Below are 14101 nucleotides of genomic sequence, written 5' to 3'. Positions count from 1 at the left end.
TCTTACGGCCACCGGCTGTCCGGCCCGTCGGAGGGTCGCTCCGGAGGTCGGGATTCAGCCTTGCCGAATCACCAGTCTGCCACCCTGACGCTGGGCGACGACTTTGCCGGGGAGATTGATGGCTCCCTGACCGCGCCAGCCGGTGATCAGCCGGTCGACTTCCTCGATGTGGCGGGCGAAGAGAGAACCGGCCGGGGCACCGGCCTCGATGGCGGCGCGGCGCAGGATGCGGCGGCGTACGGCGGGCGGGAGGGCGTAGAGCTTGGCGCACTCCAGGAGGCCCGTGGCGTCGCGTACGGAGGCCTCGGCCTGGGAGGCCCAGGCGTCGAGGGCGTCGGCGTCGTCGCGGGAGAGCTGGGCGGTGCGGGCGAGGGCCTCCACGACGCCTTTGCCGAGGGCCTTCTCCAGGGCGGGCAGACCTTCGTGCCGGAGCCGGGAGCGGGTGTAGGCGGGATCGGCGTTGTGCGGGTCGTCCCAGACCGGCAGGGACTGGACCATGCAGGCCTTGCGGGCGGTCTGCCGGTCGATGTGCAGGAAGGGGCGCCGGTAACGGCCGTCGGCCCCCGAGACCGCGGCCATTCCGGACAGGGAGCGGATGCCGGAGCCGCGGGCGAGGCCGAGCAGGACGGTTTCGGCCTGGTCGTCGCGGGTGTGGCCGAGCAGGATCGCGGCGGCGCCGTGTCGTTCGACCGCGGCGTCGAGGGCGGCGTAGCGGGCGTCTCGGGCGGCGGCCTCGGGGCCGCCCTCGCGGCCGACGGTCACGGCGATGGACTCGGCGGGGTCGAGGCCGAGTTCGCGCAGCCTGAGGACGACCTCGTCGGCCCGGAGGCCGGAGCCGGGCTGGAGGCCGTGGTCCACGGTGATGCCGCCGGCGCGGATGCCGAGCTTGGGGGCCTCGAAGGCGAGGGCCGAGGCGAGCGCCATGGAGTCGGCGCCGCCGGAGCACGCGACCAGCACGAGCGGGGAGGGGGTGCGCTCGTTGCGGCCAGGTTCGCGGGCTTCCACGGTGGCAGCCGTTGCGGCTGTCATCGCTGCTTCGGTGATGCGGCTGTGGTCGGTGAGGAGGTCGTGGAGGACGCGGCGGACCGCCAGGCGTATCGCCGCGACCGCAGGATGGGGACCCATGTCCGGTTCCCTTCATGAAGTTTCGGGGGGTGAGCCCGAGGTCGGTCACTCAGAGTGTGTAGATGGTGACAGAAGCGGGCCGTTCCCCGAGCATTGCACGCCTACCCATGGCTCACGGTCCCTCGGACGGGTGATTGGAGGGGCGTTCGCCTGCCGTAGGCCGGATTCGGTTCACGACTTCCACACGCGGTTCACGACTCGGCCTTGCGGTGCACCCGTGCGACCCAGTCCGCCGGTTTGGCGATCTCCGCCTTGGTGGGCAGGGTGTTGGGGGATGTCCACACGCGGTTGAAGCCGTCCATGCCGACCTGTTCGACGACGGCGCGCACGAAGCGTTCGCCGTCCCGGTACTGCCTGAGCTTGGCGTCCAGACCGAGCAGCTTGCGCAGGGCGAGGTCGAGGCGGGAGGCGCCCTTGGCGCGGCGCTGCTGGAACTTCTCGCGGATCTCGGAGACGGTCGGTACGACGCTCGGGCCCACCCCGTCCATGACGAAGTCGGCGTGCCCCTCCAGCAGGGACATCACCGCGGTGAGGCGGCCGAGGATCTCGCGCTGGACCGGGGTCTGCACCAGCTCCACGAAGGAGCGTCCGCCGTCTTCCTCCTCGCCCTCGGGGCGGCCGCCGGCGAGGGACTGGGCGGCTTCCCGGATGCGCTCCAGGACGGTCATCGGATCGACGTCGGTCTCCGCCAAGAACGACTGGATTTCACCCTCGAGGTGGTCGCGGAGCCAGGGCACGGCGGTGAACTGCGTGCGGTGGGTCTCCTCGTGCAGGCACACCCAGAGCCTGAAGTCGTGCGGCTCGACGTCGAGTTCGCGCTCCACGTGGACGATGTTGGGGGCGACGAGGAGGAGGCGGCCGCCGCCGTTCTCGCCCGCCGGGAGGTCGCGGGAGGCGGGGGCGAAGGTCTCGTACTGGCCGAGGACGCGGGAGGAGAGGAAGGACAGCAGCATGCCGAGTTCGACGCCGGTGACCTTGCCGCCGACGGCGCCGAGGACGGCGTTTCCGGGGCTGCTGCCGCGACGTTCCTGCATCTTCTCCAGGAGGGGCTTGAGGATCTCCCGGAAGCCGGCGACGTTCGCCCGGACCCAGCCCGGGCGGTCGACGACCAGGACAGGGGTGTCGTGCACGTCCTCCGTGCCCAGACGAGTGAAGCCCCGGACGTGTTCCTCCGAGGCCTTCGCGTGCCGGCGCAGCTCCGCCACGACGGCCCTGGCCTCGTCGCGGCTGACTTCGGGGCCCGGTCGTACGAGCCGTGTCGCGGTTGCCACCGCGAGGTTCCAGTCGACCATCCCGGGAGATGCGGTGCCACCGAAGCTCGTCATGCGTCAACGGTACGTGAGCGCTCCCGCTTGGGGCAGGCCGTGAGCGACGGGTGAGGTGCAGTTTCTCGTGTGGTGACGGGTGTTGGCGTCCTACCGGCAGCCGCAGCCCGCCAGTGCCGTCGCCGTCTTGTCCAGGGCCGTCTGGGCCTCCTGGGGGTTGGTCGTGTCGGAGGCCAGGAAGGCGAAGGCCAGGAGGTGGCCGTCCTGGTCCACGACCGTGCCCGCCAGGGTGTTCACGCCGGTCAGGGTGCCTGTCTTCGCACGTACGACGCCTGCCGCGCCGTCGGTGTAGCGGCCGGCCAGGGTGCCGGTGAAGCCGGCCACGGGGAGGCCGGTGAGGACCGGGCGCAGGCCGGGGCGGGCCGGGTCGGCGGCCTTGACCAGCAGGGCGGTGAGGAGGTTCGCCGTGAGCCGGTCGTCCCGGTTGAGGCCGCTGCCGTCGTGGAACGAGGCGCCGGACATGGGCAGGCCGAGCTTGGTCAGCTGGGTGGCGATGGCCTTCGCGCCGCCGTCGAAGCTCCCCGCCCGGCCACTGGCCAGGGCGGTCTGACGGGCCAGGGCTTCGGCGATGTCGTTGTCGCTGTTGGTCAGCATCCGCTCGACCAGGGCGGACAGCGGGGGCGAGGAGACGGTGGCGAGGGTCTCGGCCCGGTTGGTGGCCTTGGAGGGGCCGGGGGGCGTCGTCTTGATGCCGGCCTTCTGGAGGTAGTCCGCGAACTTGTGGGCCGTGTCGGCCGCCGGGTCGCTCACGCGGGTCGCCGGGCCGCTGGCGGAGTCGTCGGTGCGGCCCTCGTCGGCGGCCAGGGCACTGACCGGGGCGAGGTTGTCGTTGACACCGATGGGATGCAGCGCGGGGCCGGAGAAGAGCGTGGTGTCGTAGGAGAGCGTGATCTTGACGATGCCGCGCTTCTTGAGGGCGGCCGCGGTGTCGGCGGCGAGCGTGCGCAGGCTCGCCCAGCTTCCCCCGCTCCGGGCTTCTCCCCCAGCCTTCGGGTGGGCGGTGAGGGTGGGGTCGCCGCCGCCGACCAGGACCAGTTCCTTGGTGTCGGGTTCGAGTGCGGCGCGGGTGGTGAGGCGGTGGTCGGGGCCGAGGGCGGACAGGGCGGCGACGGCGGTGGCGATCTTGGTGGTGGAGGCGGGGGTGAAGGCCTGGCCGGCGGCGGTGCCGTACAGCTGCTTGCCGGTGCTGACGTCGACGACGGCCGCCGCGTGGCCGCCGCCGAGGGCCGAGGCGTCCAGGAGCGGCCCCAGGACGTCCGCGAGGGCCTGCCGGTCCGGCGGGGCCTTCTTGGTGCTGACGGTGCCCGTGGTGCCGCCCAGGCCCGTCAGGACGGCCGGGGCGCTCGGTGCGGGCCGGGGACCCCGCGGGCTCGTGCCGGAGTCGCCGTGATCTGCGCCACCTGACCGCTCCAGGGCGGCGGCCCGGTCCCGCTCGGCCGTACGCTGACCGTTGGCGTCCCAGGGACCGGCGACGGTCACCACACCGGCGGCCAGCGCCAGCCCGGCGGTGGCCGCGCCCGCGGTGTACTGCCAGGTCCTGACGGCTCGCGGCCGAGGGAGGTGTGCAGGCCCGGGGCGCACTGCCTTCGTCAGCCGCGCGACCCCTGGTTTCGCGGCCGTCACGGCGCGCGTCAGTCGCGGTCGTACGGCGTTCGCGATCCGCACCACCTGCGGTCTCGCGGCTCGCCAAGGCCTCAGCTCTGGCACGACCACCAGCCCCTTTCGCGATCACACACCTGCGTGAGGGACACTTAACCACCAGAACTATGTGCTGATCATGGAGGAGCCACCGGTGGAGTTCGACGTCACGATCGAGATCCCGAAGGGTTCGCGGAACAAGTACGAGGTGGACCACGAGACCGGTCGGATCCGCCTGGACCGTCGCCTCTTCACCTCGACCGCCTACCCGACCGACTACGGCTTCGTCGAGAACACCCTCGGCGAGGACGGCGACCCGCTGGACGCGCTGGTCATCCTGGACGAGCCGACCTTCCCGGGCTGCCTGATCAAGTGCCGTGCGATCGGCATGTTCCGGATGACGGACGAGGCGGGCGGCGACGACAAGCTGCTGTGCGTTCCGGCCACCGACCCGCGGGTGGAGCACCTGCGCGACATCCACCACGTGTCGGAGTTCGACCGCCTGGAGATCCAGCACTTCTTCGAGGTGTACAAGGACCTGGAGCCCGGCAAGTCGGTCGAGGGCGCCAACTGGGTGGGCCGCACGGACGCCGAAGTGGAGATCGAGCGGTCGTACAAGCGCTTCAAGGAGCAGGGCGGTCACTGACCACCCCGCTCCTGCCACGGGCCGCACGCGCACGCGTGCGGCCCGTTCGCGTACCCGTGCGCATACTGGGGCTCGTACCCATGCGCATACTGAGGCTTACGGAAGGTCGCGTTCAGGGAGCAGTGCCAGGTGACGGAGGCGGAGGACCGCAAGCCCCGGTCGGACGAGGCGCGGTACGACCCGGAGATCACGTCCGAGTTCGCCATTCCCGAGGGCATCGAGGTCCCCGAGGGCGCCGGTGAGCCGGAGACCACCTCCGAGTTCGCCGTGCCAAAGGGGCTGGTGGCACCACAGCCGCCGAGTGCCGAACCGGACGGGTCGGCGTTCAGCCTGCCGCGCACCTACAGCGCCAAGGACGCCCCGCCCGCGTTCACCCCGGCGACCGGGATCCCGGCGGTCAACCTGGTCAAGGACGCGCCCTGGCAGGACCGGATGCGCACGATGCTGCGCATGCCGGTGACCGAGCGGCCGGCGCCGGAGCCGGTGCAGAAGGCCGAGGAGGGCGGACCCGCCGTCCCGCGCGTGCTCGACCTGACGCTGCGTATCGGGGAGCTGCTGCTGGCGGGCGGCGAGGGCGCGGAGGACGTGGAGGCCGCGATGTTCGCGGTGTGCCGGTCCTACGGCCTGGACCGCTGCGAGCCGACCGTCACCTTCACGTTGCTGTCGATCTCCCACCAGCCTTCCCTGGTGGAGGACCCGGTCACCGCGTCCCGGACCGTACGCCGCCGGGGCACGGACTACACGCGGCTCGCGGCCGTGTTCCGGCTGGTGGACGACCTGACCGACCCGGAGACCCATGTCTCCCTGGAGGAGGCCTACCGGCGTCTGGCGGAGATCCGCCGCAACCGGCACCCCTACCCCGGCTGGGCCCTGACCCTGGCGAGCGGGCTGCTCGCGGGTGCGGCCTCCGTGCTGGTCGGCGGTGACCTGATCGTCTTCGTCGCGGCGGCGGTGGGCGCGATGCTCGGCGACCGGTTGGCGTGGCTGTGCGCGGGGCGAGGGCTGCCGGAGTTCTACCAGTTCACGATCGCCGCGATGCCCCCGGCGGCGATCGGTGTGGCGTTCGCGCTGGCGCACGTCGACGTGGCGGCGTCCGCGGTCGTCACCGGTGGGCTGTTCGCGCTGCTGCCCGGGCGGGCGCTGGTGGCGGGCGTGCAGGACGGGCTGACGGGCTTCTACATCACTGCGGCCGCCCGTCTGCTGGAGGTCATGTACTTCTTCGTCGGCATCGTCATCGGTGTGCTGACCGTCCTGTACTTCGGCGTGAAGGTGGGCGGCGAGCTCAACCCGGACGCGGCGATGAACATCTCCGAACGGCCGCTGATCCAGATCGCCGCGTCCATGCTGCTGTCGCTGACGTTCGCCGTGCTGCTGCAACAGGAACGATCCACCGTGCTGGCGGTGACCCTCAACGGCGGTGTGGCGTGGTCGGTGTACGGCGCCATGCACTACGTGGGCGGCATCTCCCCGGTCGCCTCGACGGCGGTGGCCGCGGGGCTGGTGGGACTCTTCGGACAGCTGTTGTCGCGGTACCGGTTCGCGTCCGCGCTGCCCTACACGACGGCGGCGATCGGGCCGCTGCTGCCCGGTTCGGCCACGTACTTCGGGCTGCTGTCCATGGCGCAGAACGAGGTCGACAAGGGGCTGGTCTCCCTGGCGAAGGCCGCCTCGCTGGCCATGGCGATCGCCATCGGGGTCAACCTGGGATCGGAGATCTCCAGGCTGACCCTGCGGGTCGGCTCCGCGGGCAAGCGGAGGGCTGCCAAGCGGACCAGGGGATTCTGAGCCGCCTAGTGGTTCCGGGGGTACCCGTTCTGGTCGTACTGCTGCTGCGGGTACTCCTGCTCCGGGTACTGCTGCTGCGGGTACACCTGCTCCGGGTACTGCTGCTGCGGGTACTGCTGCTGGTCGTAGTACTGGTTGCCGTACCCCTGCTGGCTCTGGTTGTCATAACCCTGCCGGCCCTGGTCGTCGTAGCCGTGGTTCCAGTACTGCTGCTCCTGCTGCTGCTCCTGCTGCGGCTGGTACGGCTGCGGCTGGTAGGGCTCCTCCGGCTCGATGCGGCGGAGCTGGGTGGTGGCGGCGTCCATGACCGGGGGGCGCTGGTACTGGAGCTGCTGAGGAGGCTGAGGCGTCTCCTGCGGGGCCTTCTTGGCCTTGCCGCGCGCGCGGAGGAACTCGATCGCGATCGGGATCACCGAGACGAGGACGATCAGGATGAGGATCGCCTCGATGTTCTTCTTGACGAAGTCGATGTTGCCGAGCCAGGAGCCGAGCAGGGTGACGCCCGCGCCCCACAGGACGCCACCGATGACGTTGAAGGTCAGGAACGAGCGGTACTTCATGCCGCTGACGCCCGCGATGATCGGCGTGAACGTGCGCACGATGGGCACGAAGCGGGCCAGGACCAGGGACTTCGGGCCGTACTTCTCGAAGAACTCGTGCGCCTTGGTGACGTTCTCCTGCTTGAAGAGGCGGGAGTCCGGGCGGTTGAAGAGGGACGGGCCGACCTTCTTGCCGAACATGTAGCCCGCCTGGTCGCCGAGGACCGCGGCGAGGCAGATCAGGGCGATCGCGCCCCACAGCGGGAAGTCCAGCTGGCTGGACGTGATCAGCAGACCGCAGGTGAACAGCAGCGAGTCGCCCGGCAGGAAGAACCCGATGAGCAGACCGGACTCGGCGAAGACGATGAGCAGCAGGCCCCAGATGCTGTACGTGTCGAGCAGGTAGTTGGGATCGAGCCAGCTCGGGCCGAGGGCGAGTGTCATCACGGGTCCGGGCTCCTGAGGGGGATGAGGGCGGCTACGGCGTCCTTGTGCGGCCGCACAAAGCTATCAACGCGATGTGACCGTCCCAGGTTCCACCGGTGACTCCAGGATGCACTGTGGGACAACTGGGGCAAAGCTGTGAGCCATGGGACTCGATGACTACGGCGGCGGCCAGGGGCCCCAGCCCGACGTGCTGGTCGTCACGACCAACGACGTGCCCGGATACCGGGTGCAGCAGGTGCTCGGTGAGGTCTTCGGGCTGACCGTGCGCTCGCGGCACCTGGGCAGCCAGATCGGCGCCGGACTGAAGTCGATGATCGGCGGCGAGCTGAAGGGCCTCACCAAGACGCTCGTGCAGACCCGCAACCAGGCCATGGAGCGGCTGGTGGAGCAGGCACGCGCGCGTGGCGCCAACGGGGTGCTGGCGTTCCGCTTCGACGTGACGGAGGCCGCCGACGTGGGCACGGAGGTGTGCGCGTACGGGACCGCGGTGGTCCTGGCCCGGGAGTAGGCCCCCGGGCCAGGGGTCACGCGGTGTGCCGGTCGGCGTTCGCGGTGATCGCCTCGCTCAGGTGATCGGCGAGCCCGGGCCGCATGGCGTCGTAGAACGCCTTGAAACGCTCGTCGGCGACGTACATCGCGCCCAGGCAGCGGTGCATGGGGTGCGGGCACTCGTAGAACCACTTGCTGATGTGCCGGCGGTGCTCCTCGGCCAGGTCCATGGCCGCGTCGCCGGACGGCTGCTCGCCGGCGGTCATCAGGGCGACGTAGCGCTCGGTCCAGTCGTCGACCTCCGCCTGGAGGCGCTTCCAGTCCTCCTTGGTGTAGCGGGCGGCGCGACGCTGTGACTCCGCGTACGCCTCGGTGCCGCCCCAGCGCTGCTCCGCCTCCTCGGCGTACTGCTCGGGGTCCTTGTCCCCGAAGACCTCGAACCGCTCCTCGGGCGTGAGGTTGATGCCCATCGTGCGTGCCTCCATGGCGTGCTCCACGGCCGCGGCCATCTTCTGCAGCTTCTCGATCCGGGCGGTCAGCAACTCGTGCTGGCGGCGCAGGTGTACGCGCGGGTCCGCGTCCGGGTCGTCGAGCAGGGCCGCGACCTCGTCGAGCGGAAAGCCGAGCTCCCGGTAGAACAGGATCTGCTGGAGCCGGTCGAGGTCGGCGTCGCCGTAGCGCCGGTGGCCGGCGTGGGTGCGCTCGCTGGGCACGAGCAGGCCGATCTCGTCGTAGTGGTGCAGGGTGCGCACCGTGACCCCGGCGAACCCCGCAACCCGTCCTACGGAGTAGCTCACTTTTCCGCTCCTTGTCGTCGGTACGTCCTCCACGCTGAGGCCTCACGCCACGTGAGGTGCAAGCCGGTTTCACTTCGGGATGTTCGTCACCTTCTGTCCGCTTATGGTGATCTCGTGGCCCAGGACAGCGCGCAGCAGGCACTCACCACCCCTCCCGCGACCCCCGCGCGCGCTCTGTTGCCCTTGATCCTGCCCGCTCTCGTCGTGGGCGTGGTGTGCAGCCTGCTCTTCGTCGGGGTGAGCGTCGGGGCCGAGCAACTCGAGGACGTGCTGTGGCAGAACCTGCCCGACGCCCTCGGCATCGGCCGCTACTCCACGCTGTGGATCTTCGTCATGCTCACCGCGACCGGCATCGCGGTCGGTCTGGTGGTGTGGAAGGTGCCGGGGCACGCGGGACCCGACCCGGCCACCATGGGGCTGAACGCGCCCGCGCTGCCGCCCGTCGTGCTGCCCGGCCTGCTGCTGGCGGCGGCCCTGATGCTCGCGGGCGGCCCGAGCCTCGGCCCCGAGAACCCGATCATCGCCACCAACGTCGGGCTGGCGGTGTGGCTGGGCCGCCGGTTCCAGCCCAAGCTGCCCGGCCCGCTGTGGATGGCGCTGGCGGAGGCGGCGACGCTCGGCGCGCTGTTCGGCACTCCGGTGGCCGCCGCCCTGGTCATCTCGGAAGCACTGGCCGGGCAGCGGATCAAGGGGCTGCTGTGGGACAACATCTTCGCCCCACTGGCCGCCGCCGCGGCGGGCGCCCTGACCACCGACCTGGTCCACCACGCGACCTTCGACCTCCATCTGCCCCCGATCGACCGGCTGGACGGGGGCGACGTACTGGCGGCGATGGTCGTCGCGTCGGTCGGCGCGGTGCTCGGCATGTGCGCGGTCCGCGCCTTCCCGCACCTCCACCGCGCCTTCCAGCGGTTGCGGCACCCGATGCTGATGCTTCCGGTGGGCGGACTCGTCCTCGGGGCGCTGGGGGCCCTGGGCGGCCCGCTGACGCTCTTCAAGGGGCTGGACCAGATCGCAGAGCTTGCGGCCGACCCCGAGGGCTGGTCGGCCGGACAGTTCGCCACGATGACGGTGGTGAAACTGGCCGCCCTGACGGTCGCCGCGACCTGTGGCTTCCGCGGCGGCCGGATCTTCCCCTCCGTGTTCGTGGGCACCGCCCTCGGCCTGTGCGCCCACGCCCTGGTGCCCGCCGTCCAGCCCGCCGTGGGCGTGGCCGCGGGCGTGCTGGGCATGCTCCTGGCCATCACCCGGCAAGGCTGGGTGAGCCTGTTCACCGCAGCCGTGCTGGTCGCCTCGCCCGTCATCGTCGCCCTGCTCTGCGTCGCCTCCCTGCCGGCCTGGCTGCTGGTGACGGGACGGCCGCAGATGCAGCTGCGGGCCGACGGCACACCTATCCGCTGACTCACCCCTCGCCTGGAGGCACGTACATGGCCCTGCACAAAGGTCCCGAGAAGCGCGACGAGCGGCCGATGTCGGTCAACCCGTTCTTCGGGGAGGCGAACCCGGTCGTCGAAATGGCCGAGGCCCCGCCCAAGCACCGGCTCCCCGATGCGCCCCTGCCCCCCAGCACGGCGGCGCAGATCGTGCACGACGAGCTGATGCTGGACGGCAACTCCCGACTGAACCTGGCCACGTTCGTCACCACCTGGATGGAGCCGCAGGCCGGGGAGCTGATGGCGGAGTGCCGGGACAAGAACATGATCGACAAGGACGAGTACCCGCGCACGGCCGAGCTGGAGCGACGCTGTGTGGCCATGCTCGCCGACCTGTGGAACGCGCCGGACCCGTCGGCCGCCGTGGGCTGTTCGACCACGGGATCCAGCGAGGCGTGCATGCTCGCCGGGATGGCGCTGAAGCGGCGCTGGGCGACGCGCAACGCCGACCGCTACCCGGCGGCGCGCCCGAACCTGGTCATGGGCGTCAACGTCCAGGTCTGCTGGGACAAGTTCTGCAACTTCTGGGAGGTGGAGCCCCGGCTGGTCCCGATGGAGGGCGAGCGGTACCACCTGGATCCGCAGGCGGCGGCCGGGATGTGCGACGAGAACACCATCGGGGTCGTCGGCATCCTCGGCTCCACCTTCGACGGCTCCTACGAGCCGATCGCGGACCTGTGCGCGGCCCTGGACGACCTCCAGGAGCGCACCGGTCTCGACATCCCGGTGCACGTGGACGGCGCGTCCGGGGCCATGGTGGCGCCCTTCCTGGACGAGGACCTGGTCTGGGACTTCCGCCTCCCGCGCGTGGCCTCGATCAACACCTCGGGGCACAAGTACGGCCTGGTCTACCCGGGCGTCGGCTGGGCCCTGTGGCGGGACAAGGAGGCGCTGCCCGAGGAACTGGTCTTCCGGGTGAACTACCTGGGCGGCGACATGCCGACCTTCGCGCTCAACTTCTCCCGGCCCGGCGCCCAGGTGGTCGCGCAGTACTACACGTTCCTGCGGCTGGGCCGGGAGGGCTACCGGGCGGTGCAGCAGTCGACACGGGACGTGGCGCGCTACGTCGCCGGCAGGATCGAGGCACTGGACGACTTCCGGCTGCTCACACACGGCGACGAACTGCCGGTGTTCGCCTTCACCACCGCTCCGGGCGTGACGTCGTACGACGTCTTCGACGTCTCCCGGAGGCTGCGCGAGGGCGGCTGGCTGGTGCCGGCGTACACCTTCCCGCCCAACCGGGAGGATCTCTCCGTGATCCGGATCGTGTGCCGCAACGGCTTCTCCCACGACCTCGCCGACCTCTTCGTGGAGGACCTGAACCGCCTGGTGCCGGAGCTGCGCCGGCAGCCGCATCCGCTGACCCGGGACAAGGAAGCGGCCACCGGCTTCCACCACTAGCGGCCCAGGCGCGCGAACTTCCGCACCGCCAGCGGGAAGAACACCGCAAGCAGGCCCAGCGGCCACGCCACGGCCGCCCCCACGTGGCCCGGATCGCCGCCCTGGCCGCCGAGCAGGTCCCGTACCGCCGCCGCCGTCTGGGACAGGGGGTTCCACTGGACGGCCGTGCCCAGCCAGTCGGGCATGGCGTCCGGTGTGGCCAGGGCGTTGGAGAGGAAGCCGACCGGCCAGACGAGGATCTGCACGGCTTGGACCATCTCGGGCCGGCCGGCGACCAGGGCGAGGTGGATGCCGACCCACAGCATCGCGAAGCGGAGCAGCAGGAGCAGGCCCACGGCGCCCAGGAAGGCGCCGGGACTGCCGTGCGCCCGCCAGCCGAGCGCGTACGCCACCGCCGTCATCAGGGCGAGCGCCACCGCCGACTGGAGCATGTCCGCCGCCGAACGCCCCACCAGGACCGCCCCGTTGGTCATGGGCAGGGAGCGGAAGCGGTCGATGACGCCCTTGTTGAGGTCCTGGGTGACGTTGAGCATCGTGCCCTCCAGGCCGAAGGCCATGGTGAGCGCGAGCATGCCGGGCACCAGGTAGTCGACGTAGTCGCCGGTGACGCCCCGGCCACCGCCGACCAGGTAGCCGAACATCAGCAGCAGCATGACCGGGAAGACCAGGGCGACCAGCACCTGCCCGGGCTGCCGTGCCCAGTGGGCAAGTTCGCGCCGGGTCATGGTCCAGGAGTCGGTCAGGACGTACTGGAGGGACGGGGACACCGCCATCACGCGGCCTCCTTCACTCGGTTCCCGTCACCGGTCAGGTGCAGGAACACCTCGTCCAGCGTGGGCCTGCGCAGGGCGACGTCCGCCGCCTCGATGCCGGCCGCCTCCAGGGCACGTACGACCCCGGAGAGCGCGGTCATGCGGTCGGTGACCGGGGCGCTGAGGAGCCGGCGGTCGACGTCCACGAAGACGCCGGTGACGGGCAGCAGGGCGACGGCCGCGCCGAGCAGGCCCGCGTCGCGCAGGACGACGTCGATGCGGTCGCCGCCGGTGAGGGTCTTCAGCTCGTCGGGGGTGCCGTCGGCGACGACCCTGCCGTGGTCCACGAAGGCGATGCGGTGGGCGAGCTGGTCGGCCTCCTCCAGGTACTGGGTGGTGAGCAGGACCGTCGTGCCGCCGCCTACCAGGGAGCGTACGGCGGCCCAGACCTCGGCGCGGCCCCGCGGGTCGAGACCGGTCGTCGGCTCGTCAAGGAACAGCACCCCGGGGTCGGTGCCGTGCTTGTTACCGATGAGGGAGGCCGCGAGGTCGAGGCGGCGGCGCATGCCGCCGCTGTAGCGGGACACCGGGGTGCGGCCGGTGTCGGTGAGGTCGAAGCGGTCCAGGAGTTCGGCGGCGCGCACGCGCGCGTGGCGGGCGCCGAGGTGGTGCAGGCGGGCGAACATCTCCAGGTTCTGCCGGCCGTCCAGCTGCTCGTCCAGGGCCGCGTACTGACCCAGCAGGCCGATGCGCCGCCGTACCGCGCGGGCCTCGGTGAGGACGTCGTGCCCGGCGACCTCGATGCGGCCGCCGTCCGGCCTGAGCAGGGTGGACAGGATCCGGACCAGGGTGGTCTTGCCCGCCCCGTTGGGGCCGAGCACCGCGTGCACGGTGCCACGGGTGACGTGCAGGTCGAGCCCGTCCAGGGCGTGTTTGGTGCCGTAGGTCTTGCGTGCGTCCTCGACGATGATCGCCGTGTCGGCCACGTGCCAGCTCCCTCGCTAGTCAAACTTGACTACTTCCTCGAAAGTAACGCAGGCCGACACATTGGTCAAACTTGATCAGTGATCGTCCTGCGGATGCCGCTCCCCCGTCGCGTAGGGGTTCTCCTGGCCCTCGGTGAGCACGCCCACGAAGCGCTCGCCCTCGCCGGCGAACGTGTAGGCGCCTGCCTCCAGGCGGGCGATCAGCCCCTGGGTCCAGGCCGCGTCGGAGTCGGCCGTGTGGACCCAGAGGTTCATGATCTCGCCGATGTGGCCGAGCTGTTCGGGGCCGTCCTCGGGGATGTAGTTCTCGGTGACGGCGGCCCGCCACTCCTCGATCCGCCGGATCCGTTCCCTGAGCAGGTCCAGCGCCTCGGCCCGCGCCAGCTCGACCAGGAAGCCGATGGCCGCCGACTGGATGTCCATCTTCTGGTCGTAGGAGACCAACGACTCCCGCAGCAGCCGGAAGAACTCCTCCTCGCCCCGGTCCGTGATCTCGTACTCGGTGCGCGGCGGCCCCCCGGCCGTGGAGGGCGCGATCTCGTGCGCGTGCAGCAGCCCCTGCTTCTCCATCTGCTTCAGGGCGTGGTAGATCGAGCCCGGCTTGGCGTTGGACCACTCGTGCGCGCCCCAGTACTCCAGGTCGTTGCGCACCTGGTAGCCATGGGCCCGCCCGTGCTGGCGCACCGCGCCCAGCACGAGTAGACGGATCGCTGACATGCGGTCCAGGTTATTGCCGCG

The 14101-nt window shown here is 71.1% G+C and carries 13 protein-coding genes; 5 read left to right on the top strand and 8 right to left on the bottom strand.

Translation table 11 applies throughout. The features are described 5' to 3' along the window. Window positions 1-54: 54 nt before the first annotated feature. The 3 genes from tilS to dacB all read right to left on the bottom strand — a co-directional run bounded on the left by tilS (window position 55) and on the right by dacB (window position 4163). Window positions 55-1125, bottom strand: coding sequence for a tRNA lysidine(34) synthetase TilS (gene tilS / locus ACIF83_RS42725; RefSeq protein ID WP_393484504.1), 1071 nt, complete (start codon window positions 1123-1125; stop codon window positions 55-57). 191 nt (window positions 1126-1316) lie between these two features. After that, complete coding sequence (locus ACIF83_RS42720) at window positions 1317-2450, bottom strand: zinc-dependent metalloprotease (RefSeq protein WP_393484503.1); 1134 nt, start codon at window positions 2448-2450, stop codon at window positions 1317-1319. A 90-nt stretch (window positions 2451-2540) separates the two neighbouring features. Beyond that, window positions 2541-4163, bottom strand: a complete 1623-nt coding sequence (dacB, locus tag ACIF83_RS42715; RefSeq protein WP_399735705.1) for a D-alanyl-D-alanine carboxypeptidase/D-alanyl-D-alanine-endopeptidase — start codon at window positions 4161-4163, stop codon at window positions 2541-2543. Between the two features lie 79 nt (window positions 4164-4242). Here dacB and ACIF83_RS42710 point away from each other — a divergent pair, with 79 nt between their 5' ends. Both ACIF83_RS42710 and ACIF83_RS42705 read left to right on the top strand, forming a co-directional pair. After that, the gene (locus tag ACIF83_RS42710) at window positions 4243-4734 is read left to right on the top strand and encodes an inorganic diphosphatase (RefSeq protein WP_046730908.1); all 492 of its coding nucleotides are present in this window, start codon (window positions 4243-4245) and stop codon (window positions 4732-4734) included. A gap of 129 nt (window positions 4735-4863) precedes the next feature. Then, window positions 4864-6519, top strand: a complete 1656-nt coding sequence (locus ACIF83_RS42705) for a threonine/serine exporter ThrE family protein (protein WP_399735702.1) — start codon at window positions 4864-4866, stop codon at window positions 6517-6519. Window positions 6520-6524: 5 nt separating this feature from the next. Here the strand turns inward: ACIF83_RS42705 and ACIF83_RS42700 are convergent, their stop codons facing one another. Beyond that, window positions 6525-7505, bottom strand: a complete 981-nt coding sequence (locus ACIF83_RS42700; protein ID WP_399735699.1) for a DedA family protein — start codon at window positions 7503-7505, stop codon at window positions 6525-6527. Between the two features lie 142 nt (window positions 7506-7647). Between ACIF83_RS42700 and ACIF83_RS42695 the strand changes: the two genes are divergently transcribed. After that, complete coding sequence (locus ACIF83_RS42695) at window positions 7648-8013, top strand: YbjQ family protein (protein ID WP_145885814.1); 366 nt, start codon at window positions 7648-7650, stop codon at window positions 8011-8013. Window positions 8014-8029: 16 nt separating this feature from the next. On the opposite strand, the gene ACIF83_RS42690 is transcribed toward ACIF83_RS42695, so the two are convergent. Then, window positions 8030-8791, bottom strand: a complete 762-nt coding sequence (locus ACIF83_RS42690) for a MerR family transcriptional regulator (RefSeq protein ID WP_393484493.1) — start codon at window positions 8789-8791, stop codon at window positions 8030-8032. A gap of 114 nt (window positions 8792-8905) precedes the next feature. On the opposite strand from ACIF83_RS42690, the gene ACIF83_RS42685 reads away from it, so the two are divergent. Together ACIF83_RS42685 and ACIF83_RS42680 are read left to right on the top strand one after the other, a co-directional pair. Further along, entirely contained in the window at window positions 8906-10192 is a 1287-nt protein-coding gene (locus tag ACIF83_RS42685; protein ID WP_399735694.1) for an ion channel protein, read from the top strand. A 26-nt stretch (window positions 10193-10218) separates the two neighbouring features. After that, window positions 10219-11625 (top strand): glutamate decarboxylase, encoded by a 1407-nt coding sequence (locus ACIF83_RS42680; protein ID WP_398141345.1) that lies wholly within the window; start codon window positions 10219-10221, stop codon window positions 11623-11625. Here the strand turns inward: ACIF83_RS42680 and ACIF83_RS42675 are convergent. The 3 genes from ACIF83_RS42675 to ACIF83_RS42665 form a co-directional block, all read right to left on the bottom strand. After that, entirely contained in the window at window positions 11622-12398 is a 777-nt protein-coding gene (locus ACIF83_RS42675; protein WP_393484487.1) for an ABC transporter permease, read from the bottom strand. The genes ACIF83_RS42680 and ACIF83_RS42675 overlap by 4 nt on opposite strands. Beyond that, the gene (locus ACIF83_RS42670) at window positions 12398-13363 is read right to left on the bottom strand and encodes an ATP-binding cassette domain-containing protein (protein ID WP_393484485.1); all 966 of its coding nucleotides are present in this window, start codon (window positions 13361-13363) and stop codon (window positions 12398-12400) included. Before ACIF83_RS42670 ends, ACIF83_RS42675 begins: the two co-directional genes overlap by 1 nt. Window positions 13364-13438: 75 nt before the next feature. After that, window positions 13439-14080 (bottom strand): PadR family transcriptional regulator, encoded by a 642-nt coding sequence (locus ACIF83_RS42665; RefSeq protein WP_398141344.1) that lies wholly within the window; start codon window positions 14078-14080, stop codon window positions 13439-13441. Window positions 14081-14101 lie beyond the last annotated feature (21 nt).

This window comes from Streptomyces sp. NPDC085866, assembly GCF_044541035.1.
Lineage (GTDB): Bacteria > Actinomycetota > Actinomycetes > Streptomycetales > Streptomycetaceae > Streptomyces.
The sequence above is the reverse complement of the archived record's forward strand: the minus strand, read 5'-3'. Positions and strand labels throughout refer to the sequence as shown.